Origin of the sequence: Mesorhizobium sp. YC-39 (assembly GCF_025753795.1) — a bacterium.
Classification (GTDB): domain Bacteria; phylum Pseudomonadota; class Alphaproteobacteria; order Rhizobiales; family Rhizobiaceae; genus Mesorhizobium.
In genome coordinates this window covers 170,071-191,606 of sequence record NZ_JAOWPS010000002.1, presented here as the reverse complement: position 1 = coordinate 191,606, position 21,536 = coordinate 170,071, and the positions used below count along the sequence as shown (strand labels likewise).

22 protein-coding genes are annotated in these 21,536 nt (G+C 62.4%); 14 read left to right on the top strand and 8 right to left on the bottom strand.

Annotation, left to right across the window (positions count from 1 at the left end):
- Nucleotides 1-5: 5 nt before the first annotated feature.
- From OHD62_RS10405 to OHD62_RS10390, 4 genes are all read left to right on the top strand, one after another.
- Nucleotides 6-1,892 (top strand): ABC transporter ATP-binding protein, encoded by a 1,887-nt coding sequence (locus OHD62_RS10405; protein WP_263782548.1) that lies wholly within the window; start codon nucleotides 6-8, stop codon nucleotides 1,890-1,892.
- Nucleotides 1,893-2,033: 141 nt separating this feature from the next.
- Entirely contained in the window at nucleotides 2,034-3,926 is a 1,893-nt protein-coding gene (locus tag OHD62_RS10400) for an ABC transporter ATP-binding protein (RefSeq protein ID WP_263782547.1), read from the top strand.
- Complete coding sequence (locus OHD62_RS10395) at nucleotides 3,923-5,806, top strand: ABC transporter ATP-binding protein (protein WP_263782546.1); 1,884 nt, start codon at nucleotides 3,923-3,925, stop codon at nucleotides 5,804-5,806. The genes OHD62_RS10400 and OHD62_RS10395 overlap by 4 nt, the downstream gene beginning before the upstream one ends.
- Nucleotides 5,807-5,814: 8 nt before the next feature.
- Nucleotides 5,815-6,129: a DUF6665 family protein gene (locus tag OHD62_RS10390; RefSeq protein ID WP_263782545.1), complete on the top strand. Its 315-nt coding sequence runs from the start codon at nucleotides 5,815-5,817 to the stop codon at nucleotides 6,127-6,129.
- 3 nt (nucleotides 6,130-6,132) lie between these two features.
- Here the strand turns inward: OHD62_RS10390 and OHD62_RS10385 are convergent, their stop codons facing one another.
- Nucleotides 6,133-6,477 carry a cupin domain-containing protein gene (locus OHD62_RS10385; protein WP_263783843.1) on the bottom strand — a complete coding sequence of 115 codons (345 nt, stop codon included), beginning with the start codon at nucleotides 6,475-6,477 and terminating at the stop codon, nucleotides 6,133-6,135.
- Nucleotides 6,478-6,790: 313 nt separating this feature from the next.
- Here OHD62_RS10385 and petA point away from each other — a divergent pair, with 313 nt between their 5' ends.
- The 4 genes from petA to OHD62_RS10365 all read left to right on the top strand — a co-directional run bounded on the left by petA (nucleotide 6,791) and on the right by OHD62_RS10365 (nucleotide 10,321).
- Nucleotides 6,791-7,351 (top strand): ubiquinol-cytochrome c reductase iron-sulfur subunit, encoded by a 561-nt coding sequence (petA, locus tag OHD62_RS10380; protein WP_263782544.1) that lies wholly within the window; start codon nucleotides 6,791-6,793, stop codon nucleotides 7,349-7,351.
- A 17-nt stretch (nucleotides 7,352-7,368) separates the two neighbouring features.
- Nucleotides 7,369-8,670 (top strand): cytochrome b, encoded by a 1,302-nt coding sequence (locus tag OHD62_RS10375; protein ID WP_263782543.1) that lies wholly within the window; start codon nucleotides 7,369-7,371, stop codon nucleotides 8,668-8,670.
- Between the two features lie 26 nt (nucleotides 8,671-8,696).
- Nucleotides 8,697-9,569 carry a cytochrome c1 gene (locus OHD62_RS10370; RefSeq protein ID WP_263782542.1) on the top strand — a complete coding sequence of 291 codons (873 nt, stop codon included), beginning with the start codon at nucleotides 8,697-8,699 and terminating at the stop codon, nucleotides 9,567-9,569.
- Nucleotides 9,570-9,775: 206 nt separating this feature from the next.
- Nucleotides 9,776-10,321 carry an adenine phosphoribosyltransferase gene (locus OHD62_RS10365; RefSeq protein ID WP_263782541.1) on the top strand — a complete coding sequence of 182 codons (546 nt, stop codon included), beginning with the start codon at nucleotides 9,776-9,778 and terminating at the stop codon, nucleotides 10,319-10,321.
- A 49-nt stretch (nucleotides 10,322-10,370) separates the two neighbouring features.
- On the opposite strand, the gene OHD62_RS10360 is transcribed toward OHD62_RS10365, so the two are convergent.
- The 6 genes from OHD62_RS10360 to OHD62_RS10335 form a co-directional block, all read right to left on the bottom strand.
- Nucleotides 10,371-10,838, bottom strand: coding sequence for a MaoC family dehydratase (locus OHD62_RS10360; protein ID WP_263782540.1), 468 nt, complete (start codon nucleotides 10,836-10,838; stop codon nucleotides 10,371-10,373).
- Complete coding sequence (locus OHD62_RS10355) at nucleotides 10,835-11,314, bottom strand: MaoC family dehydratase (protein WP_263782539.1); 480 nt, start codon at nucleotides 11,312-11,314, stop codon at nucleotides 10,835-10,837. The genes OHD62_RS10360 and OHD62_RS10355 overlap by 4 nt, the downstream gene beginning before the upstream one ends.
- Nucleotides 11,315-11,434: 120 nt before the next feature.
- Complete coding sequence (gene corA / locus OHD62_RS10350; RefSeq protein WP_263782538.1) at nucleotides 11,435-12,409, bottom strand: magnesium/cobalt transporter CorA; 975 nt, start codon at nucleotides 12,407-12,409, stop codon at nucleotides 11,435-11,437.
- 225 nt (nucleotides 12,410-12,634) lie between these two features.
- On the bottom strand, nucleotides 12,635-13,738 hold the full coding sequence (gene ychF, locus OHD62_RS10345; RefSeq protein WP_263782537.1) for a redox-regulated ATPase YchF: 1,104 nt from the start codon (nucleotides 13,736-13,738) through the stop codon (nucleotides 12,635-12,637).
- Between the two features lie 95 nt (nucleotides 13,739-13,833).
- Nucleotides 13,834-14,559 carry an aminoacyl-tRNA hydrolase gene (pth, locus tag OHD62_RS10340; protein ID WP_263782536.1) on the bottom strand — a complete coding sequence of 242 codons (726 nt, stop codon included), beginning with the start codon at nucleotides 14,557-14,559 and terminating at the stop codon, nucleotides 13,834-13,836.
- A gap of 23 nt (nucleotides 14,560-14,582) precedes the next feature.
- The gene (locus tag OHD62_RS10335) at nucleotides 14,583-15,227 is read right to left on the bottom strand and encodes a 50S ribosomal protein L25/general stress protein Ctc (protein WP_263782535.1); all 645 of its coding nucleotides are present in this window, start codon (nucleotides 15,225-15,227) and stop codon (nucleotides 14,583-14,585) included.
- 438 nt (nucleotides 15,228-15,665) lie between these two features.
- Here OHD62_RS10335 and OHD62_RS10330 point away from each other — a divergent pair, with 438 nt between their 5' ends.
- From OHD62_RS10330 to OHD62_RS10310, 5 genes are all read left to right on the top strand, one after another.
- The gene (locus tag OHD62_RS10330; protein ID WP_263783841.1) at nucleotides 15,666-16,673 is read left to right on the top strand and encodes a LacI family DNA-binding transcriptional regulator; all 1,008 of its coding nucleotides are present in this window, start codon (nucleotides 15,666-15,668) and stop codon (nucleotides 16,671-16,673) included.
- A gap of 76 nt (nucleotides 16,674-16,749) precedes the next feature.
- Nucleotides 16,750-17,541 (top strand): 3-methyl-2-oxobutanoate hydroxymethyltransferase, encoded by a 792-nt coding sequence (locus OHD62_RS10325; protein WP_263782533.1) that lies wholly within the window; start codon nucleotides 16,750-16,752, stop codon nucleotides 17,539-17,541.
- Nucleotides 17,542-17,548: 7 nt separating this feature from the next.
- Nucleotides 17,549-18,556, top strand: a complete 1,008-nt coding sequence (locus tag OHD62_RS10320) for a sterol desaturase family protein (RefSeq protein WP_263782532.1) — start codon at nucleotides 17,549-17,551, stop codon at nucleotides 18,554-18,556.
- Nucleotides 18,557-18,670: 114 nt separating this feature from the next.
- Nucleotides 18,671-19,612, top strand: coding sequence for a substrate-binding domain-containing protein (locus OHD62_RS10315; RefSeq protein WP_263782531.1), 942 nt, complete (start codon nucleotides 18,671-18,673; stop codon nucleotides 19,610-19,612).
- Between the two features lie 77 nt (nucleotides 19,613-19,689).
- On the top strand, nucleotides 19,690-20,007 hold the full coding sequence (locus OHD62_RS10310; protein ID WP_263782529.1) for a MocE family 2Fe-2S type ferredoxin: 318 nt from the start codon (nucleotides 19,690-19,692) through the stop codon (nucleotides 20,005-20,007).
- A 29-nt stretch (nucleotides 20,008-20,036) separates the two neighbouring features.
- Here the strand turns inward: OHD62_RS10310 and OHD62_RS10305 are convergent, their stop codons facing one another.
- A complete protein-coding gene (locus tag OHD62_RS10305; RefSeq protein ID WP_263782528.1) occupies nucleotides 20,037-20,465 on the bottom strand; it encodes a MarR family winged helix-turn-helix transcriptional regulator in 429 nt (142 codons plus the stop codon).
- Nucleotides 20,466-20,617: 152 nt separating this feature from the next.
- On the opposite strand from OHD62_RS10305, the gene OHD62_RS10300 reads away from it, so the two are divergent.
- Entirely contained in the window at nucleotides 20,618-21,460 is an 843-nt protein-coding gene (locus tag OHD62_RS10300; protein WP_263782527.1) for an alpha/beta fold hydrolase, read from the top strand.
- Nucleotides 21,461-21,536: the final 76 nt, after the last annotated feature.

Sequence of the window (21,536 nt, the reverse complement as noted above, 5' to 3'; positions counted from 1 at the left end):
TCGCCATGTTTAGCTGGTTTGAAAAAAGGCTCGATCCGTTCCCCGCTGCGGAACCGGTGGAGCCGCCGAAGACTCTGATCGCCTTTTGCGTGCACTATACGCGCGGTGCCTGGCCCTACATCGCTCTCGATGCGGTGCTGGTGACAGCCATCGCCATTGCCGAGGTGTGGATGTTCGGCTTCCTCGGCCGGATCGTCGACTGGCTGTCGGCGCAGAATCGCGAGACATTCCTGCAAACCGAGGGCTGGAAGCTCGCCGGCATGGCCTTCATCGTGCTGTTCGCGCTGCCGGGCACCGTGTGGCTGCATTCGCTGCTCAACCAGCAAACGCTGATGGGCAACTACCCGATGCGCATCCGCTGGCAGGTCCACCGCTATTTGCTCAAGCAGTCGATGGCCTTCTATCAGGATGAGTTTGCCGGGCGCATCGCAACCAAGCTGATGCAAACGGCGCTCGCCGTGCGCGAATGCGTCATCAAGCTCATCGACGTGCTCAATTATGTCGTCGTCTATTTCCTCGGCATGCTGTTCATCGTCGGCTCGGCCGACTGGCGGCTGGCGGCGCCACTTGCCGTCTGGCTTGCCGGCTATATCGGGCTCTTGCGCTACTTCATCCCGCGGCTGGGCAAGGTCGGCGAGGAGCAGGCCAATGCACGCTCGACCATGACCGGCCGTGTCGTCGACAGCTACTCCAACATCCAGACAGTCAAGCTGTTCAGCCATGCGCGGCGCGAGGCGTCCTTCGCCAGGGAAGGCATGGCCGGTTTTCTTGATACGGTCTACCGGTCGATGCGCCTGGTGACGGTGCTTTACGGCCTGCTCTATGTCCTCAACTCGCTGCTCCTGTTCTCGGTCACCGCGATCTCGCTGTGGCTGTGGCTCGGCCAGGCGGTGACGATCGGCGCCGTCGCTGTCGTCATCGGCCTGGTGCTCAGGCTGTGGGGCATGTCGCAATGGATCATGTGGGAAATGTCCGGCCTGTTCGAGAACATCGGTACGGTCCAGGACGGCATCGGTTCGATCTCGCTGCCGCGCCTGGTCGAGGACAGGCCTGATGCGAAGGACATTGCCGTCACCAAGGGCGAGATCCGTTTTGACGACATCCGCTTTCACTATGGCAAGCAGAAGGGTGTGATCGAGAGCCTGTCGCTGACGGTGAAGCCGGGCGAAAAGGTCGGCATCGTCGGCCGTTCGGGCGCCGGCAAGTCGACGCTGGTCAACCTGCTTCTGCGCTTCTACGACTTGGAAGCTGGCCGGATAATGATCGACGGCCAGGAAATCGCTTCGGTGACGCAGGATTCGCTGCGCGCCCAGATCGGCATGGTCACGCAGGACACCTCGCTGCTGCATCGTTCGGTACGCGAGAACATCCTCTATGGCCGGCCCGATGCCAGTGAGGAGATGCTGCTGGAGGCGGCACGCCGCGCCGAGGCACTGGATTTCATCGCCGGGCTTCAGGATGCGAAAGACCGCAAGGGTTTCGACGCCCATGTCGGCGACCGCGGTGTCAAATTGTCCGGCGGCCAGCGGCAACGCATCGCCATTGCCCGTGTTATGCTGAAGGACGCACCGATTCTCATTCTCGACGAGGCGACGTCCGCGCTCGATTCAGAGGCCGAGGCGGCCATCCAGGAGAATCTTTACAGACTGATGCAAGGCAAGACCGTCATCGCCATTGCCCACCGGCTGTCGACCATCGCCGCGATGGACCGGCTCGTCGTCATGGACAAGGGCCGCGTCATCGAGGAAGGCTCGCATGAGCAGCTCGTTGCCGCCGGCGGGCTCTACGCGCAGCTCTGGCAACGCCAGTCCGGCGGCTTCCTGCTCGACGACGGGTCGGCCGAGGCCGACGCCAAGACGTTGCCGTCCAAATCCGAGATGGCCGCCGAGTAACACCGTGTGCGCTTGGCATACGGTCCGCATGAACGACGATTGCGGGCGCAACCGCCGCCCGCGATTGAAACACAGTCGAGGCACAAACCCAGACCGACACCGGACCAGGACGCGGCCGATTGCGGCGACCACGAGAGAAAAATGTTCGATCGCATATTTGCCTGGTTTGAAAGCCGTTATTCGCCGGTGGCGCTCGCCGACGACCGGCAGCCGCCAATGGGGCTTAGGAAGTTCTACGGCTATTTCATAAGGCAGTTTCGCGTCGCCTATCTGTTGCGCATGTTCATCGTTGCCGTCGGCGCCGTTGCCGACGCGATGCTGCCGATTTTCGTCGGCCTGATCGTCGGCACGCTCACCGATGCGAGGCCTGGGAATTTTTTTGCGGCACATGGCCCACTGCTCGCCATGATGGCGTTCGTGGTGCTGCTGCGTCCGCTCTCGATGATCGTCGACGCGCTAATCCGCAACCATGCGATTGCGCCAAATCTCATCGACCTCGTGCGCTGGCAGAGCCATTGGCATGTCGCGCGCCAGGACTGGTCCTTCTTCCAGAACGACTTCGCGGGCCGCATCGGAACGAAGGTCATGCAAAGCGGCGACTCGGTGGAGATGAGCGTCAACCTCACCATCGACGCCGTCTGGTACGCGCTGGTCTTCGTCGCCGTGGCCATAGCGGTGCTGGCGCAGCTTGACCCGATCCTGCTGGCGGCGGTCACACTGTGGCTGGTGCTCTATTGCCTGCTGTTCTGGTTTTCGATGCCGCGGATCACGCGGTGGTCGACCGCCTTGTCGGAGCGGTGGTCGGTGGTGAGCGGCCGCATGGTCGACAGCTACACCAACATCCTGACGCTTAAGACATTCTCGACGGGCGAACATGAGGACAAATATGTCTCGCAGGCGGTGATCGAGCATGCCGACACATTCTACCAACTCATGCGCGTTTTCACGCTGATGTGGTCGACCTTGTTCGTCCTCAACGCAGCGCTGCTTATCGCCATAAGCTGGCTGGCGCTGGCCGCCTGGAACGCCGGCGAGATGACGACCGCGGCTGTGGCGACAGCTATACCGTTCGCATTGCAGATCACCAACATCTCCGGCCGGATACTCGACGTCGGCTCCAATGTTTTCCGGCAGATCGGTGTCGCCGGCAATGCTATGACAACGATCGCGCGTCCGATCACCATGCAGGACAGACCAGGCGCGCCGGCGCTCATCGTGACCGCCGGCGGCATCGAATTCGACCGGGTGAACTTCAACTACTGGCGCAGTGACGGCAAGGGCGGCGTCATCGACAATCTGTCGCTGAAAATCGCGCCAGGTGAGCGCGTGGGCCTGATCGGGCGTTCCGGGGCCGGCAAGTCGACACTGGTCAACCTCGCCTTGCGGCTGTTCGATGTGCAGGACGGCAAGGTGCTGATCGACGGACAGGACATTCGCGACGTTTCGCAAGAGAGCGTCCGCGCGGCCATTGGCTTCGTCAACCAGGACACGTCGCTTCTGCACCGGTCGGTTCGCGAGAACCTTAAATACGGGCGCCAGTCCGCCAGCGATGAAGAGATGTTCAGCGCCGCCAAAGCCGCCCAGATCGCCGATGTGGTCGCGGGATTGACCGACCTCAACGGTCGAAGCGGCTATGACGCGCTCGTCGGCGAGCGTGGTGTAAAGCTGTCAGGCGGCCAGCGGCAACGCATCGCCATTGCCCGCGTTATGCTGAAGGATGCGCCGATTCTTATTCTCGACGAGGCGACTTCCGCGCTCGATTCGGAAGTGGAAGCCGCCATTCAGGACAACCTTTATAAACTCATGCAAGGCAAGACCGTCATCGCCATCGCCCATCGGCTGTCGACCATCGCGGCGATGGACAGGCTGGTCGTGATGGATAAAGGGCGCATCGTCGAGGACGGTTCGCATCAGGAATTGGTCGCCAAAGGCGGGTTGTATGCCCAGCTCTGGCAGCGCCAGTCGGGCGGGTTCCTGCTTGAGGAAAGGCCACCCGCCGACGACCTGCCGACAAAAGGTGAAGCCGCCGCATGATGACTGCCGTCTATCGCTGGTTCGAGAACTGGGTCTATCCGTTCCGGGAGCCCGCGAATCTTCGGCCACCCGCCAGCGTCGGCGGCTTCCTCTGGCACTATGTCGGGCAGGCGAAATTCGCCTTCTTCGCCATGCTGGTCATCGGCGGCATCGCACCGCTGGTCGAAGCCGGACTGTTTTATTTCGTCGGGCGGTTGGTCGACATCCTCGACCAGCTTCCCGGCGAGCGTAGCTGGCACGCTCTGTGGACTGCCGCCGGCCCCGAACTTGTCTTCATGGCCGTCGTCGTGCTGGTCATCCGCACGATCGTCGTCGGCCTGTCGGCGCTGGTCGACGAACAGACGATCACGCCGGGTTTCTATAATCTGGTGCGCTGGCAGGCGCACCGCCATGTCTCGCGCCAGTCCTACGCCTTCTTCCAGAACGACTTCGCCGGCCGCATCGCCACCAAGGTCTGGCAGGCGGGGCAGGCGACAGGCGACCTGATGGAAAGCTTTATCGAGGTCGTCTGGTTCATGATCGTCTATACGGTGACGACGCTGGCTCTGGTCGCCGGCCTCGATCTGAGGCTGGCGCTGCTGGTGGTGATCTGGATCACTGCCTTTGGCTTCCTGGCCAAGCTCTATGTGCCGGCGATCCGCAAGCATGCCGAGGCCACGGCTGAAGCTGGCTCAATGATCAATGGGCGCATCGTCGACTCCTATTCCAATGTGCAGACGCTGAAGCTGTTCTCGGCCGACGGCGACGACCACTACATCAGGAACGGCTTCGACATTTACCTCGACGCGCTTCGCCCGTTCACCCGCCGGTTGACCGGCGTGCGCATGGCGCTGACGACGTTGTCGGGCATCATGATCACCGCCATCGGCTGCTTTGCCGTCTATCTCTGGGTCGAGGGTTCGATCACCGTCGGCGCCGTGGCCTTCACATTGTCGCTGGTGCTGCGGCTCAATATGCTGCTCGGACGGCTGATGATGCAGCTCAACGGCATCCTGAGGAATCTCGGCGTGCTGGAAAACTCCAAGGCGCTGATTTCGCAGCCGCTTGGCCTGATCGACGCGCCGGGCGCAAAAGAGCTTGTCGTGACCGGCGGACGGATCGATGTGAAAAATGTTGAGTTTCACTACGGCAAGGGTTCCGGCGTGCTCAATGGCATCGATCTTGCCGTGCGGCCGGGCGAAAAGGTCGGGCTGGTCGGGCCGTCCGGCGCCGGCAAGACGACGCTCGCCAATCTGATCCTGCGGCTCTATGACCTCGAAGGCGGGAAGATACTGATCGATGGCCAAGACATCTCGAAGATGACGCAGAACTCACTGCGCGCCAATATCGGCGTCGTCAGCCAGGATACTGCGCTGTTCCACCGTTCGCTGCGCGACAACATCAAGCTCGGCATGCCTGACGCGACCGAGGCGCAAGTGATCGCCGCGGCGAAGAAGGCCGAGGCGCACGAATTCATCCTGAGCTTGCGCGACAATCGCGATCGTCAGGGCTACGAGGCCTTTGTCGGCGAGCGCGGCGTGAAACTGTCGGGCGGCCAGCGCCAGCGCGTGGCGATTGCCCGTGTCTTCCTCAAGGACGCGCCGATCCTCATCCTCGACGAGGCGACGTCGGCGCTCGATTCCGACATCGAGGCGGCCATCCAGGAGAATCTGGCAAGGCTGATGGAGAACAAGACAGTCATTGCCATCGCCCACCGGCTGTCGACCATTGCGGCCCTCGATCGCCTGGTGGTGCTCGATGGCGGCCGCATCGTCGAACAGGGCACGCATGACGAACTGGTGGCGCTCGACGGACTCTATGCGCGGCTGTGGAAGCGGCAGTCCGGCGGGTTCCTGTTTAACGAGGAAAGCGCCCTGGAAGAGACGAGACCAGCAGAGTAGGACGAGCCATGTCGGTGCGGATGCCTTCGAATTTTGGACGCTCGGGTGCGCAGGAGAGCGCGCTCGATCTGCTCGGCCACGAAATCCTTGCCGAAAAAGCGGCGGCACTTGGCCGCGCCGGGCAGCGCGTCGAGGAAACGCTGGCGAGGTTGCGCGAAAATGGCGACGATGCGGAACATCGACCTCGGTTGCTCAGGGATGCGGCCGATGCTGTCCACGGCTATTTCATTCAGCGCGAACTATGCGGCCTGCGCAAGCACGACGCGGTGATCCGCGAATACAACATACCGAAAGCCGTACTTGTCAGGCTCGGCGCGAAGTAGATATCACTCAAGCCACTCGGTGATGAAGCTGCCGTTCTCGTGGATATCGGTGGTTTCGAGCGGACCGGGTCCCAGATTGGTGAATTTGTGCGGCGTGTTGGGCGGCACGATCAGGATCTGACCGGCGGCGGCCTCGATTTCCTGATCGCCGACAATGAACAGGCCGGTGCCGGTGCGGATGATGAAGATCTCGGCGTAGGGATGCTGGTGCAGGCGTGGGCCGCCGCCGATGCCGGGCAGATAGTTGAAGATCAGGCAGCTGTTGGAGCCGTAGGCACCGCACTCCAGCTCGCCTTGCCAGTGGTCGGGCGCTTTCGCCCAGCGGTCAGGGTTGATGACATGCGCCATGAGTGAAGAATAGACCCCGCCAGCGCTCGCTGTCGAGGCAAGGACAGGCGTCGATTTCGCGCCGGATTTCCGGTTGTTACGCGGCGTCGGGCGGGCAATCGGCACAGCGCTCCGCCAAGCCGCGCTGTGTCCCCGCGACAATCTGCCCTTGTGCCTTCACCCGTCTGGACAAAAACGGGCTTCACGCATAAACCGAACTCCAAATGCCGGAGGAATTCGCTAGCCTGTTCGCCATGCGCTGTCGGGTTGGCGTAGACGAGCGGGGAGCAAGGCTCGGCCACCGGCACGGAAGAGGCGAAAGGATCAGGCACCCGTGAGCGCAACCGACATCCACGATCCCAACCGTCGCGATTTTCTCTACGTCGCCACCGGCATGGCCGCAGTGGTCGGCGCGGGCGCCGTCGCATGGCCGTTCATCGACCAGATGCGCCCGGACGCCTCGACGCTGGCGCTGGCCTCGGTCGAGGTCGATGTCGCCTCGCTGACGCCGGGCATGTCGCTCGTCGTGAAATGGCGCGGCAAGCCGGTCGTGGTGCGCAACCGCACCGAGCAGGAGATGAAGGATGGCGAGGCGGTCAACCTGGCCGACCTCAAGGATCCGATCGCCCGCAATGAAAATCTGCCGGCCGACGCGCCGGCGACCGACGCCAACCGCACCACGCCGGGTAAGGAAGCCTGGATGGTGATGGTTCAGGTCTGCACCCACCTCGGCTGCATTCCGCTCGGCCAGGAAGGCGAATTCGGCGGCTGGTTCTGCCCGTGCCACGGCTCCGTGTACGACACCGCCGGCCGCATCCGGAAGGGACCGGCGCCGGAGAACATGCTGGTGCCGGTGTTCCAGTTCATTTCCGACACCAAGATCCGTATCGGCTGAGGCTAGGGGACATTTCGATGAGCGAGGGACACTCGACCTATACGCCCAAGACCGGTATCGAACGCTGGTTCGACGCCCGCATGCCGCTGCCGCGGCTGGTCTATGACAGCTTCATCGCCTATCCGGTGCCGCGCAACCTCAACTATGCCTGGACCTTCGGCGGCATCCTGGCAATCATGCTAGTGGCGCAGATCCTGACCGGCATCGTGCTGGCCATGCATTACACGCCGGACAGCGTTCTCGCCTTCGATTCGGTCGAGAAGATCATGCGCGACGTGAATTCGGGCTGGCTGTTGCGCTACCTGCATTCGAACGGCGCCTCGTTCTTCTTCGTCGCCGTCTATATCCACATCTTCCGTGGCCTCTATTACGGCTCCTACAAGGCGCCGCGCGAGCTCTTGTGGATCCTCGGCTGCATCATCTACCTCCTGATGATGGCGACGGGCTTCATGGGCTATGTGCTGCCCTGGGGCCAGATGAGCTTCTGGGGCGCCACCGTGATCACCGGCTTCTTCAGCGCCATCCCGCTGGTCGGCGACTGGATCCAGCAGCTTTTGCTCGGCGGCTTCGCCGTCGACAATCCGACGCTGAACCGCTTCTTTGCCCTGCACTATCTCTTGCCATTCATGATCGCCGGCGTCGTCGTGCTGCATGTCTGGGCACTGCATGTGGTCGGCCAGTCGAACCCGACCGGCATCGAGGTCAAGTCGAAAACCGACACCGTCGCTTTCACCCCTTACGCGACCATCAAGGACGCGTTCGGCATGCTCGTGTTCCTGTTCATCTTCGCCTATTTCGTCTTCTACCTGCCGAACTTTCTCGGCCATCCCGACAACTACACGGTCGCCAATCCGCTGAAGACGCCCGCCCATATCGTGCCGGAATGGTACTTCCTACCCTTCTACGCCATCCTGCGCGCCATCACCTTCAACATCGGGCCGATCAACTCCAAGCTCGGCGGCGTGCTGTGCATGTTCGGCGCCATCGCCATGCTGTTCCTGGTGCCGTGGCTCGACACCTCGAAGGTGCGCTCGGCGGTCTACCGGCCCTGGTACAAGCTGTTCTTCTGGCTGTTCGTGGCCGATGCCGTCCTGCTCGGATGGCTGGGCTCGCAGCCCGCCGAGGGCAGCTATGTGTTCATGGCGCAGATGGCGACGCTGTTCTACTTCGCCTTCTTCCTGGTCGTGCTGCCGGTGCTCGGGCTGATCGAGACGCCGCGCCGCTTGCCGAATTCGATCACCGAGGCGGTGCTCGAAAAGAACAAGGGTGGCGGTCACCATCCTGCGGGGGCTACGGCCGCGCCGGAAATCAAAGGCTGAGCGCGAGAATCTCAAGGGGATTTGGCATGAAGAAGATTCTCACCTCGCTGGCGCTGCTCGGCCTAGTCGTTGCCGGCATTGGGGCTGCGGGCACCGCGGCCATCGCCGCAGAGGAGGCGCATAACGCTGCCGCGCCGACGCATTTCCCGATCGACGAGCCGAAGGAAATGGACTGGAGCTTCGCCGGGCCGTTCGGCACCTACGACAAGGCGCAGTTGCAGCGCGGACTGAAGGTCTACAAGGAAGTCTGCGCGGCCTGCCATTCGATGAATTTGGTGGCGTTCCGCACGCTGGAGGACCTTGGCTATTCGGAAGCGCAGATCAAGACGCTGTCGGCCGAGTACACTATCCATGACGGTCCCAACGATGCCGGCGACATGTTCGATCGCCCCGGCAAGCCGTCCGACTATTTTCCGGCGCCTTTCCCCAATGAGCAGGCAGCCGCGTCCGCCAATGGCGGTGCCGCGCCGCCCGACATGTCGCTGCTGGCCAAGGCGCGCGGCGTCGAGCGCGGCTTTCCGCGCTTCGTCTTCGACATCTTCACGCAGTATGCGCAGGGCGGTCCGGACTATATCCACTCGTTGCTGACCGGCTACGACGAGACGCCGCCGGCGGGCATGGTGATACCGGAGGGCACGCACTACAATCCGTACTTCTTGTCCGGCGTGTCGCTGAAGATGCCCAAGCCGCTCTCCGACGGGCAGGTGACCTATGACGACGGCTCGCCGCAGACGGTCGACCAGTATTCCCGCGACGTCTCGGCCTTCCTGATGTGGGCGGCCGAGCCGCATCTGGAGGATCGCAAGAAGACCGGCTTTCGCGTGCTGGTGTTCCTGCTTCTCTTCGGCGCGCTGGTCTACCTGACCAAGCGCAAAGTGTGGGCTGGCGTGGCGCACTGAGCGGTGTTGGAAAACGAAAATGCGGGGGCGCCGAGAGGCGCCCTTTCGCATTTCCGAAGGCCATCGAGTTCAGTCCTTTGCCGGACAATTTACTGTCAGACGCCACATGGGTGGTAGCCGTCGCCGGCCGGACCGGGTTACGATTGGCCAAAGTTCTTTTCCACGTCTCTTAATCGAACCTGATGAATGGCCCGGAGAGCTGCCTGATGAAATCTTCGCTCGAAGACACGCTGCTCGCTTCGATCCGCACCATTCCCGACTATCCCAAGCCGGGCATATTGTTTCGCGACATCACCACGCTGCTCGGCAATGCGCGCGCCTTCCGCCGCGCCATCGACGAGCTGGTGCATCCCTATGCCGGCCAGAAGATCGACAAGATCGCCGGCATCGAGGCGCGGGGCTTCATCCTGGGCGGGGCCGTCGCCCATCAGCTTTCGGCAGGCTTCGTGCCGATCCGCAAGAAGGGCAAGCTGCCTTTCGAGACGGTGCGCGTCGCCTATAGCCTCGAATACGGGCTGGACGAGATGGAGATGCACAGGGACGGCGTATCTCCCGGCGAAAAGGTGATCCTGGTCGACGACTTGATAGCCACCGGCGGCACCGCGGAAGCGGCGGTCAAGCTGCTCAGGCAGATCGGCGCCGACATCCTCGCCGCCTGCTTCGTCATCGATCTGCCGGATCTCGGCGGCCGCCAGAAACTCGAGGCGCTCGGCGTGCCGGTCAGGACGCTGATCGGGTTTGAAGGCCATTGAGGGGAGCGGCTCTTCCCTCTCCCCGTGTGGGAGAAGGAAGAAGCGTTGCTCACCCCACCTTCACCAGCACCGCGCTGTCGAACTCAATAACCTTGTCGCCGGTCGTATCGAAGGCCTCGCAGCGCAGCGAGAGCATTCGCCAGCCGGCGCGTGAGACCATGGGGCGATGGCCAAGAGCCGTGCGGGTGAAGGTGACGGTTTCCCCGGCATAGACGGGTTTCAGCCATTTTAGGTTCTTGAAGCCGGGCGAGGGGCCGAATTCGGGCAGAGGCCCGGGGCCGGTCCAATCGTCCTCGGTCACCATGAGGGTCTCAAGGTTCAGTTTCATCCAGGTGGCGGCGGTGTGCCAGCCCGACGCGCAAAGCCCGCCAAGCACGCTCTTCTTCGCCGCTTCCTCGTCGAGATGGAAGATTTGCGGATCGTATTTCCTGGCGAAGGCCTTGATCGCATCGGCCTCGAACTTGTGCGAGCCGAGCGTGACGACGGTGCCGATGCAGAAAAACTCGTCGAGGGTCACGCGGTGGCCTCACGGGTCAGGAACATCACGGTGTTTTCGAGATCGAAGACGCTTTCACCGCGCTGGTTGAACAGTTCGGAACGCATGGTGACGAAGCCGAGTTGTGGTTTTGACTTGGACAGGCGCTTGGCAAGGACGGTGGTGCTGCCGCTCAAAATGTCGCCGGCCAGCACCGGCTTCTTCCAGCGGACCTGGTCGACCCCGGGCGCGCCCTGGCAGGTTGAATCGAGCAGGAAGGCATCGCACAGCATGCGCATGAACATCGCGCAAGTGTGCCAGCCGGAGGCCGCCAGGCCGCCAAGGATGCTGGCCTTGCCCGCCGCCTCGTCGAGATGCATCGGCTGCGCATCGAATTCGGTCGCGAATTCGATGATCTCGGCAGCGCTTACCAGCTTGGTGCCGAGGTCGAGCGATGCGCCCTCGGCGAAATCCTCATAGGCCCAAGTCTTCCCGACGGCCCAGGTCTTTCCGGTCATGGTCTGGAATCCGGTTCAAGATTCTACGATCCTACGGCGTTCCCGGATGCAGGTCGGACGGCCTTCGGTCAAGTGAATTCTACTGCGCCAGCGGGGCGCCTTCGGTCAGAAATACAGCGATCAGAGCCAGCCGCGGCGGCGGAAATACCAGAAGGGCAGGATCGCCGACAGGATCATCAAGCCGATGGCGAAAGGGTAGCCGAAGTGCCAGGTCAGTTCGGGCATGACATTGAAATTCATGCCGTAGATCGAGGCGACCAGCGTCGGTGGCAGGAAGATGACGGCGGCGACGGAGAAGATCTTGATGATGGCGTTCTGCTCGATCGAGATCATACCAAGTGTCGCGTCGAGCAGGAAGGAGATCTTCTGCGACAGAAAGGTGGCGTGGTCGGCCAGCGACAGCACGTCGCGCGACACGGTCTTGATGCGCGCGCGGATGTCCTTGCTCATCTTGGTCTGCGTCGAGGCATGGGCGAGAAAGCCGGCGAGGCGCTGCAGCGAAATCAGGCTGTCGCGGATCGAGGAGGCGATGTCCTCCTTGCGGCCGATGGCTTTCAGCAGCTCCTGGAAATCGCGGTTGCGCTTGGAAACCTTGGTCGACCTTGCCTCGAAGATGTCGCGCGAGATTACCTCGATATCGCGGCCGGCGCGTTCCAGAATGTCGGCCAGGCGGTCGACGATCGCCTCCAGCAGGCCGATCAGGATGGTGTCGCTGCTGGTGCAGCCGGTCGCCACCTTCTCGGCACGCATCGGGAAGGTCGTAAAGGCCTTGGGCTCGTGATAGCGCACGGTGACCAGCCTGTTGCCGGCCAGCACGAAGGTGACCGGCGACATCAGCGGATCGTCGACCTCGGTCTGGGCAGGCAGCGTGGCGGTCATGTAGTAGGCGCCGTCCTCGACATAGAGGCGGCTGGAAATCTCGATCTCCTCCATCTCCTCGCGCGTTGGAATGGCGACGCCGAGCCAGCTCTCGATCGAAGCTTCCTCTTCCTTGGTCGGGTTGAGCAGATCGGCCCATACGACCCTGTCGCTGTTTGCCAGGAGATCGTCGACGACGCGCAGGCGGTCATTCTCCACGACGAAGGCCTTGATCATCGCCGGGTCTCCCTTGCTGGGGGCCAAAGAGGTTTCGTTCGATAGCGACGCGTCGTTTCGGATTGCGGGGCACGGGCAACTCCGACGGGGAGCGCGGGCCGCATGCAGACGCCCCTTAGACCGGGTGCCAGGGGTAGTCAAGCGGCGCGGAAAGTCACTTACGCGGCGCGCACGAAGCTGTGATCGGCCGCCGTCGGGCCGGCAGCAGCGAGACTGTTTGCCGGCTCAGGTGTTGAACTTGAACAGCATGATGTCGCCGTCCTGGACGATATACTCCTTGCCTTCGTCGCGGGCCTTGCCGGCTTCCTTGGCCGCCACTTCGCCGCCGAGTGCTACGAAGTCGTTGTAGGCGATGGTCTGGGCGCGGATGAAACCGCGTTCGAAATCGGTGTGGATGACGCCGGCCGCCTGCGGCGCCTTGGCGCCCTTATGCACGGTCCAGGCACGCGTTTCCTTCGGCCCCACCGTGAAATAGGTGATGAGCTGCAAAAGCTCGTAGCCGGCGCGGATGACCTTGTTCAGGCCCGGCTCATCGAGCCCAAGCGTTGCGAGGAATTCCATTTCCTCCTCGTCGCTGAGCTGGGCAACCTCGGCTTCGATCGCAGCCGAAATGACGACCGTACGGGCGCCCTGGGCGGCGGCCATCTTTTCCACGGCCCTGGTGTGCTCGTTGCCGGTGGCGGCGTCGGCCTCAGCGACATTGCAGACATAGAGCACCGGATGCGAGGTCAAAAGGTTCAGCCCCTGCAGGATGCGCAGGTCTTCGGCGGAAATCCCGTTGAGCAGGATGCGCGCCGGCTTGCCAGCCTGCAGCAATTCGAGCGCTGCTTCCATCATCGGCAGCACGGTCGTCGCTTCCTTGTCCTTGCCGGAAGCACGCTTGCGGAATTGCACGATACGGCGTTCGAGGCTGTCGAGGTCGGCAAGCATCAATTCGGTCTCGACCGTCTCGGCGTCGGCGACCGGGTCGATGCGGCCCTCGACATGGGTGATGTCGTCATCCTCGAAGCAGCGCAGCACATGGACGATGGCGTCGACCTCGCGGATGTTGGCCAGGAACTGGTTGCCCAGCCCTTCGCCCTTGGAAGCGCCGCGCACCAGGCCGGCGATGTCAACGAAGGAGATGCGGGTCGGGATGATCTCCTTCGACTTGCCGATGGCGGCGATCTTCTGCAAGCGCGGGTCGGGCACCGCCACCTCGCCGGTGTTCGGTTCGATGGTGCAGAACGGATAATTGGCGGCCTGCGCCGCCGCCGTTCTGGTCAGCGCGTTGAAAAGCGTCGACTTGCCGACGTTGGGCAAGCCAACGATGCCGCATTTGAAACCCATTTTTGTCCGGTCCTATCGGGAAATCGAAATTTGATGAGGGCTATGGGGAAAGGGCCGATGATCGTCAAGCCCTCCGGGCTTGATCGCGCCGAAGCTCAGTTCTTGCCGCCGAAGAGCTTCTTCAGCATGGCGGCCATCGGGCCGGTTTCGGGAAGCTTGACCGCCGGCTGCTGCGGCCGCGCCTGGCGGATGTGGCTCTGCTGTTTGGGGCTCTCTTGCTTCGGCCCGGTTTTTTCGCGTTCGGGCGCTGCCTTGCCCTGGACGGCAACGCTGACCTTGTTCATGAAGCCTGGCTCGTCATCCCTGACGATCATTTCGGCGTTGGCGGCGATGGCATCGAGCAGCGGCTCCAGCCATTCGCGGTCGGCCTTGGCGAAATCGCTCAGCACGTGACCATGCACGAGTTCCTTGACGCCGGGATGGCCGACGCCAATGCGCACGCGGCGGTAGGCGTTGCCGACATGGTCGTCGATCGAACGGATGCCATTGTGGCCGCCGGCGCCGCCGCCGGTCTTGACGCGGAGCTTGCGCTCGGGAAGGTCAATCTCGTCATAGAAGACGGTAAGTGCTGACGGAGCGAGTTTGTAGAAGCGCAACGCTTCTCCGACCGCCTGGCCGGACAGGTTCATGAAGGTCTGCGGCTTGATCAGGATAATCTTTTCGCCACCGAGCATGCCTTCGGCGATCAGCCCCTGGAACTTCTTCGACCAGGGTGAAAAGGAATGGCGGCGGGCGATTGCGTCCGCCGCCATGAAGCCGACATTGTGCCGGTTGTTGGCGTATTTCGCGCCCGGATTGCCGAGGCCTGCAAACAGCAGCATCGTCACCTCCGGGCGGGAAGAATTTACTTCTCTTCGGCGGCAGGCGCAGCCGCTTCGGGTGCAGCCGCTTCGACCGTCTCTTCGGTCTCCGGCTTCATCGCCGACGAGCCGGCAATGGTCGCGATGGTGAAGTCGCGGTCGGAGATGACCGGCTTGACACCGGCCGGCAGCGTAACCGCCGAGATGTGGATCGAATCGCCGATATCGGCGCCGGTGAGATCCACGGTGATGAATTCCGGGATCGCATTGGCCGGGCAGTGGAACTCGACTTCGTGCCGCACGATGTTGAGCACGCCGCCGCGCTTGATGCCGGGCGACTTGTCCTCATTGATGAAGTGGACAGGCACGTCGACATTGACCTCGGTGTCCTTGCCGATGCGCAGGAAGTCGACATGAACCGGGAAATCCTTGACCGGGTCAAGCTGGAAGTCCTTGGGCAGGACCTGGATCTTCTTGCCGTCGACATCAATCGTGGCGATCGTGGTCAGGAACCCGCCGCCATGGATCTTGTAGTAGATGTCCTTGTAAGTCAGCGCAATCGCCAGGGGAGGCTGCTTGTCGCCGTAAATCACTGCAGGCACTTTACCGTTGCGGCGAACTGCACGGGCGGACCCCTTACCGACCTGTTCGCGCGCTTCGGCCTTGAGCTCGTAAGTATCGTGGCTCATGGCATTTCCTTTCGCGTTGTTCTGGAGCGCTCACGGTCAGCGTGGCTGGGCCGTAAACGTCGAAAGCCGCCAGACCTGGATGTCCGAAAGCCGGCAGCCGCATAAGCAAGCGGAGCTTTGTTCGGGATCACAAGGGAAGGCAGCCTTCCGCCGCGTTGCCTCCAAGGGTGTCTACGCGGGTGGCGGCTCTATAGCCGAAGGCGGGAAAGGGTGCAAGTCATGGCAGGCAAGGGCACACTGAGTGCCTTCCCGGAAGCCAGAGTCGAGACTCTCATTACAGGAGCCCGGGTGCAATACAGGAGTCCGGGTGCAATCGACTGCCGACAGCCGTTGCATCCGATCCAAGGACCAGGTGGGATTCTTCGGGACGAAGGCATCCACCTTGGAAAGGCGCATGCGAGTGGCTAGGCTTCGGCGTCGTGACAGTGGGGAACCAAGATTCCGAAGCCCACCTTCCTTGAGATTGCCCGCCGTGCCGGGGTCGGCACGGCTACGGTCGAGCGCGTGCTGAACGGCAGGGGCGGGGTTCGGCCTGCTACCGTCGAGAAGGTCGTCGCTGCCGCGCGCTCGCTCGACTATCCGCGCCGCTTGCCGGAGGCCCATCGCGGCGTGATCCGTATTGAGGTCATCCTGGTGCGCCCCGACGCCACTTTCTTTGCCCGCCTGTCGCGCGCGTTCGAGCGCATCGCGGCCACATTGGACCGTACGATCGCGGTCCACCGGACGTTTCTCGATGAAGCCAACCCGGCGGCCATCGCGCAGCGGGTCCTTGAGCCCGAGATGCGTCGCGCGGCCTTGATCCTCGCCGTGCCTGACCATCCGCTGGTCGGCGCGGCGCTCAGGCGTTTGGAGGCGCAGAAGATCCCGACGGTGCAGATCGTCACACAGATCTCCGGCACCAGCGGCGCCTATGTTGGCATCGACAATTACGCGGCCGGGCGCATGGCCGGCCTGTTGACGTCGCGCATGCAAAGGCGGCCGGGCAAGGTGGTCGCGATCTGCCATAGCCAGATCTACCGTGTGCACCGCGACCGGGTGCGCGGCTTCTTCGACTATCTGATGCAGTCCGGCGCCGGAGATTTCGAACCGGTCGCAGCCCTGTTTGGCCATGACGAGGGCGACCGCAATGCCGGGCAGTTGGTCGAGGCGCTGACGCGTTGGCCGGACCTTGCCGGCCTCTACAATGCCGGCGGTGCCAATGCAGCGCTCAACGACGTGCTGAAGCGTCATCCGCGTGGTCGCGACATCTTCTTTGTCGGCCATGAGCTCACTGAGCGCAGCGCCGCCGCCTTGCGCCAGGGCACAATGGATGTCGTGCTCGACCAGACGCCCGAAGCGCAGGCGAGGCGCGCCATGGATCTCGTGTTGGCCACGCTCAACCTGCACGACCTGCCGGTCGAAAATCCGCCGATCCGTTTTGTCACCTTCACCGCTGAGAACCTTTGATCTGATTTGATCAAGGAACAAGCGGCTGTCCGCCGGCTGGGATGTTATCCCCTATCGCAAAACGGGAGGATGACTGGTGACCAGACGGCTGACGGCCTATGATCTGAGCAGCGCCAAGGGCAGCCGCAAATGGCTGCAGCTGCATGTCGACACGCCGGTCGAGGCGGCCGCGGCGGTGGCCTGCGACATCACCATCCTGTCCTGCGAGCCCGATCACAATCTGGAAGCCATCCGCCAGGCAGCACCCTTCGCTTTCCTCTCCGTCGGCATGCCGCATGGCGCGGTCGCCTCGCCCGATGAGGCGGTGCGGCTCGGCTTCGCAATGATGAAGCGCGGCGCCGATGCGGTCTATTCATCGCATTCGCCGCGCTTCATCGAGGCGATGGCGGCGGAAGGCATTCCCGTGACCGGTCATGTTGGCCTGGTGCCGAACCGCGCCACCTGGACGAATTTTCGCGCCGTGGGCAGGACCGCCGAGGAGGCCCTCAAGGTCTTGCGCGCCGCCAAGGACCTCGAAAATGCCGGCGCTGCCTGCATCGAGGTCGAGGTGGTGCCGGTCAGGTTTGCCGAGCACATCACCCGCGCGACACCGCTGATCACCATGGGCATGGGTTGCGGCGCTGCCTGCGACACGCAGTACCTGTTTTCCAGCGACGTGCTGGGCACCCACACCGGCCACTACCCCCGCCACGCCAGGCGCTATGCCGACTTCGTCACGCTGGAAGCCGAGCTGCAGGAAAAGCGCATCGCCGCCTTCCGCGCCTTTGGCCGCGACGTGGCTGCGGGCAGCTACCCTGAAGCGAAGCACCAGGTGGACATGGACGATGCCGCCTATGACCGCTTCCTGACCCTCTCTCAGGCCTTGTGAGATCGATATGGACGACCTGAAGTACGGCAAGCGCAACAAGCGCGGCGACTGGACGCCGGACGAGCCGGCCGGCACCGCGCCGCTATTCACCTTCCCGCCGCGCCCGCTAGCACTGCTGAAATGGCTGCCGCATTACTTCTTGCCATACAATCTGCTGTTCGCGATTTCGGCGGTGGTCTGGTGGCATTTCGTGCTGCCCGACGTTGAGGTGATGAAGACTCTCTCGTGGGGCTGGATCGCCAGGCTGTTTCTCGTCAACTGCGCCGCACTTCTTCTGTTCTTCGGCGCCTTCGAGCTCAGACTCTACATTTTGAGAGCCCAGGGCAGCCGCTTCAAATACAACGGCAAATGGCCGTCCGAGCAGAAGAGCAAGGCGTTCTTCTTCAAAAGCCAGAACCTCGACAACATGCTGCGCACCTTCGGTACCGGCATGCCGATCTGGACGGCGATCGAGATCGCGATCCTCTATGCCTATGCCAATGGCTATGTGCCGTGGCTGACTTTTGCGGAGCACCCGATCTATCTCTTCTGCCTGGCGCTGGCGGTGCCGATAATCCACGAGACCCATTTCTTCCTGCTGCACAGGGCCATCCACTGGGCGCCGCTCTACAAATGGGTGCATTCGGTCCACCACAATTCGGTGAACCCGTCGCCCTGGTCGTCGCTGTCGATGCATCCGGTCGAACAGTTCGGCTATCTCGGCGTGGCGTTTTGGCATCTGGTCATTCCGTCCAATCCCTTGATTGCTCTCTACCAGCTCCACTTCGCCGGCTTTGGCGCCATCCCCGGCCATGTCGGCTTCGACAAGGTCGAGCTCGGCGAGGACACCGCCGTCGATAGCCACGCCTACATCCACTACCTCCACCACAAATATTTCGAGGTGAATTATGGCGACGGCCTCATTCCGTTCGACCGGTGGTTCGGCACTTTCCATGACGGCAGTAAGGAAGGCGAAGCTCGCATGCAGGCTCGCTACGAGATGAAGAAGACGCGCGCCAACGCTACGGTCAAATGACAGCCCGAACAGACGGCAAAGCGAGACGGCCGCGGCCGTCTCACTCAGCCATCCCGAAAGGGCCGGTCAACAAAGAGGAGTGAGCCGGCACTCCAATCCAGAGGGAGGAAATCCATGAAAAGTCTTCTGTTTTCAGCGGCGTTGGCAACTATGATGTCGACCGGCGCAATGGCCGAAAAGATCGGTGTCAGCATTGTCAATTTCGACAATAATTTCCAGACGCTGCTGATGCATGGCATGCAGGACCGCGCCAAGGAAAAGGGCGTCGGCATTCAGGTCGAGGACGCGCAGAACGACGTCGCCAAGCAGCTTGACCAAGTGAAGAATTTCATCGCCAGCGGGGTCGACGCCATCGTCGTCACCCCGGTCGATACCAATGCGTCCAAGACCCTGAGCGACGAGGCGGCGAAAGCCGGCATCCCGCTCGTCTTTGTCAATCTCGAGCCCAACGACATGGCCAATCTTCCTGACAAACAGGTCTATGTCGGTTCCAACGAGGCCGAGTCCGGAACCCTCGAGGCCTTTGAAGTGTGCAAGATGCTGCGCGCCAGGGGCAAGTCGGGCGGCGCCACGGCCTATGTCGTGATGGGCAGCCTGGTTCACCAGGCAGCGTTGCAGCGGACGAAGGACGTCGAGCAGATCTTCGGCACCGACATGTGCAATTTCATCAAGATTGCGGACAAGCAGTCGTCCGAGTGGTCGCGCGACAATGCGCAGAACCTGATGACGAACTGGCTGACGGCCGGGCCGGCGCCAGACGCGGTCATCGCCAACAATGACGAATCCGCCATCGGCGTGATCCTGGCGCTCAAGGCAAACGGCGTCGACATGAAGAGCGTCGTGGTTGGTGGCATCGATGCCACCCAGGACGGCCTGCAGTCGATGAAGGCGGGCGATCTCGCGGTGACCGTGTTCCAGAATGCCAAGGCGCAAGGCGGCGGCGGCGTCGACGCCGCACTCGCACTGGCCAAGAGCGAGAAGGTCGATCGCGTTGTCTACGTCCCGTTCGAACTGGTCACGCCAGCGAACATGAACGACTACCTCAACAAGAACTAGCTCGAGGCAAGGCCTCCCGGGACGGTCGCGACGGCCGCCCCCGGCGGATTCGCGCGGGCCATCGCCAAGGAGAAAAAATGTCCAGTTGGATCAGGGCGTGCAACCTCGACGACATCGAACAGGAAGGCGCCCGCCGCTTCGACCATGAAGGCCGAACCTACGCTGTCTTCCGCTCGCCAAACGACGAGGTCTTTTGCACCGATGGGCTGTGCACGCACGAAGCCGTCCATCTCGCCGACGGGCTGGTCATGGATTATGAGATCGAATGCCCCAAGCATGCGGGCGCCTTCGACTACCGCACCGGCGCGGCAAAGCGACTGCCACCCTGTGTGAATCTCAGGACCTATCCGGCAAAGGTGGAATCCGGCTCGGTGCTGATTGCGATCAGCCAGTGATGAGCCCAGGCGGGCATATGGCGGGCTGGCTATAGGTCACCACTCAAGGCATTGCGCAGCGCCTGGACCTGCCGGTTCAGGGCATCAATCTGGGCCAGCGTCATGCCTGAGCGCTCGATCAGGGTTTCGTTCAGACAGTTGCACTGGATGAGCAGTGCGCGCCCGGCGGCGGTCAGATCAACCTGTACCTGGCGCTCGTCGGTCTGGCTGCGCTGGCGGGTGACGAGCCCTGCCTGTTCCATGCGCTTCACCAGCGGCGTGACGGTGCTCGATTCCAGCGCAAGCCTGTGCGCGATGCTGCCAACCGACATGCCGTCGGCCTCTCCCAGCGCGTTCAGCACGAGATACTGCGGATAGGTGATCCCCATCTCGTCCAGCATCGGCTTGTAGGTGCGATTGATCGCCATGCTGGTGGCGTAAAGCGTGAAACAGAGCTGATTGTCCAACGGGAGAGGCACGACACATTCCTTTGCCGACTGAGCGTTTTCGATATGTACCACGAAAAATGATATCGCGATACATATTTTCTGTAGACAAGGGTTTCGATCTGCGCTAGTCATATCGTTATCGCGATATTGATTATCGCGAAAGACAATAAATGGAGATTGAGATGACCAAGCCCGGCAGCAGCACGATCACCACCAAGGACGGCACCGAGATTTTCTACAAGGATTGGGGGACCGGCCAGCCCATCGTCTTCCACCACGGCTGGCCGCTGAGCAGCGACGACTGGGACGCCCAGATGCTGTTCTTCCTGTCGAAGGGGTACCGCGTCATTGCCCATGACCGGCGCGGCCATGGCCGCTCGACCCAGACCGATACCGGCAACGAGATGGACACTTATGCCGCCGATGTCGCCGAACTTGTGGCGCATCTCGACCTCAAGGGCGCCATCCATGTCGGCCATTCCACCGGTGGCGGCGAAGTGGCGCGCTATGTCGCGAAGTACGGCTCGGGCGGCCGTGTCGCCAAGGCTGTCCTGATTGGCGCTGTGCCGCCGATCATGCTGAAGACGCCGGCCAATCCCGGCGGCCTGCCGATCGAGGTCTTCGACGGTTTCCGCTCCGCCCAGGCCGCCAACCGCGCCCAGTTCTTCCACGATGTTGCGGCCGGCCCGTTCTACGGCTTCAACCGTCCCGGCGCCCAAGTCTCGCAGGCTGTGGTCGAAAATTGGTGGCGCCAGGGCATGATGGGCGGCACCAAGGCGCATTATGATTGCATCAAGGCGTTCTCGGAAACCGACTTCACCGACGATCTGAAGGCCATCGACGTGCCGGTGCTGGTCATGCATGGCGACGACGACCAGATCGTTCCGATCGCGGACTCGGCGCTGCTGTCGGTCAAGCTGCTCAAGAAGGGCGAGCTCAAGGTCTACAAGGGCTTCCCGCATGGCATGGCCACTACCCACGCCGACGTCATCAACGCCGACCTCCTGGCCTTCATCAAGGCCTAATACTGTCAACTTGGAATAGGCAAGGCACCCGCCGTCAGGCGGGTGGCTTGTGCTTTCATCGAAATGTCCGTGGGGC